The sequence below is a fragment of the Amycolatopsis sp. NPDC003861 genome (assembly GCF_053605405.1).
Window position 1 is genome coordinate 1 of record NZ_JBSGJD010000488.1, and the last position, 2157, is coordinate 2157.

Here is a 2157-nt window from a genome sequence, read left to right on the forward strand (position 1 = left end):
GGCTGCTGCTGCGCCGCGTGCTGCCGTGGCGGGTGCTCGCCGCCGCGGCCGTCGCGGTCGCCGGGCTGGGGCTGGGCGCGCTGCTGTTCGCCGGGCCGCAGCTGGACCGGGCGCTGCAGGAGAAGAGCTTCATCGCGGCGACCAATGTGGACACCCGGGAGCTGCGCTGGCAGGCGGCGGCCCGGATGCTGACCGGCCGGCCGGGGCTCGGCGTCGGCCCCGGCGGGTTCCGCGAGCACTACGCCGCCGAGTCGCACAACGCCGAGGTCGACGAGCAGACCCCGGTGGCGCACAACATGTACCTCGAGGTCGCCGCGGAACTCGGCCTGCCCGGGTTCGCGCTGTTCGCCGGTGTGGTCGGCGTCGCCGCGGTGGCGAGCGAGCGGACGGTCCGGCAGGCCGGCCCCGGGCCGCGGCGGACGGAAGCGGTCGCGCTCCAGGCGTCCCTGCTCGCCGTGCTGGTCACCTCGACGTTCCTGTCCGAGCAGTACTACCTGCCGTTGTGGTCGCTGGCCGCGCTCGCCGTCGCGGCCGAAGCCCGGGTTCGAGAAGGAGAGGGGAGCGCCGATGCGGGTGCTGCACGTGATCAGTGAGATGGGGGCGGGCGGGGCGGAGACGCTCGTGGCCGGCATGGTGACCCGCGGCGAGGAGTACGGCTGGGTGTCCGCCGTCGCCAGCGGCGGGGGCTTCCGCGCCGACGCGCTCGCCGCGGCCGGCGTGCCGGCGTTCCCGGTGCCGCTCGCCCGCCGCAGCAAGACGGGTGTGCTGAAGGCGGCCTGGGCGACCCGCCGGGCGATTTCGCGGTTCCGGCCCGACGTCGTGCTGGCCCACAACGTCGGCGCGAGCTTGGTGACCCGCCTGGCCGGACGCCGGCCGATCACCGTCTTCCACGGCGTGGCCGAGCCGGACTACGCCGCGGCGGTCCGGATCCTGCGCCGCACGTCCGGCGCGGTCGTCGCGGTCTCGCAGGCCACCGCGGACCGGCTGACGGCGTCGGGACTGCAGCGTCCGGTGGTCATCCCCAACGCCGTGTTCCCGAGGACGCCGGTGTTCGGGCGCGCGGAGATCCGCGCGTCGCTGGGCGTCCCTTCGCGGACGCCGGTCGCGCTCTGCCTGGCCCGGCTCGAACCTCAGAAGCGGCACGACGTGCTGCTGGACGCCTGGGCCGCGGTCGACGGCGACGCCGTGCTGTGGCTGGCCGGCGACGGCAGCCTGCGTCCGGAGCTGGAGCGCCGGGCCGCGGCGCTGGGCCGCCGGGTCGAGTTCCTCGGGACGCGCGCGGACGTGCCGGACCTCTTGGCCGCGGCCGACGTGACGGTGCTGACCAGCGACTGGGAGGGCCTGCCGCTGGCGGTCCTGGAGTCGATGGCGGCCGGGCGGCCGGTGGTCGCGACGGACGTCGGCGGGATCGGCGGGGTGCTCGCCGGGGGTGGCGGGCTCGTGGTGCCGCCCGCGGATCCGGCCGCGACGGCGGCCGCGCTCGATCGCTTGCTGTTCGACCCGGCCACGCGAGAAACCGTTGGTGCTGAGGGAATCCGCGCCATCGAGCGCGATTACGACCCGCACACGCTCATGAAGTCCTACGACGAATTGCTCCGAGGTGCCCGATGAAGTCCGTGGTTTCCAGCGTCGTCGTGGCGCTGCTGGTGGGTGCGCTCGTGCTGGTCGTCGGCCTGACCCGCGGCGCCGAGTACCAGGGCCGGGTGAGCCTGCTCGCCGCCCCCGCCGCGGCGGACGGTGCGCCGTACGGCGAGGTCGTGTCGCTGGCGCTGCCGGCGGTGGTGGAACTGGCCCGCAGCCCGTCCGTGCTCGCGGCGGCGGCCCCGGTTTCGGGGTACAGCGCGGACGAGCTGGCCGGGCACGTGGCGGTCGAGCTGGTCCCGGCCTCGGGCCTGGCGCGGCTGTCGGTGCGGGCGCCCTCGGCCGAGCAAGCCGGAGCCGCGGCGATGGCACTGGGCAAGGCGATGATCGACGCGGATCTGCTGGCGCCGGCCGGGAAGCTGCGGACGCTGGACGCGCGGCCCGACGTGGTCACGGTGGCCCCGGACGTGCCGCTGGTGGGCGGCTTGGCCCTGGTGGGCGCGGTCGCCGCGGGCCTGGCGACGACGGCCGTGCGCCGGTTGACGCCGGGCGGCGCGGGCCCCGGCCCGGTGCGCC

2 protein-coding genes and 1 pseudogene are annotated in these 2157 nt (G+C 76.4%); all 3 read left to right on the forward strand.

What is annotated here, in order from left to right; translation table 11 throughout:
• Positions 1-593, forward strand: a 593-nt coding sequence (locus ACWEVN_RS47615) for an O-antigen ligase family protein (RefSeq protein WP_452055680.1), incomplete at its 5' end; no start/stop codon positions are given.
• Positions 568-1611 carry a glycosyltransferase gene (locus ACWEVN_RS47620; protein ID WP_452055681.1) on the forward strand — a complete coding sequence of 348 codons (1044 nt, stop codon included), beginning with the start codon at positions 568-570 and terminating at the stop codon, positions 1609-1611. The genes ACWEVN_RS47615 and ACWEVN_RS47620, both read left to right, overlap by 26 nt.
• Positions 1608-2157: pseudogene (locus ACWEVN_RS47625) on the forward strand (hypothetical protein); the annotation flags it as partial. The gene ACWEVN_RS47620 and the pseudogene ACWEVN_RS47625, both read left to right, overlap by 4 nt.

Coding starts and splice junctions, on each gene's coding strand:
- ACWEVN_RS47620 (WP_452055681.1), top strand. CDS start 568: ATGCGGGTGCTGCACGTGATCAGTGAGATGGGGGCGGGCGGGGCGGAG.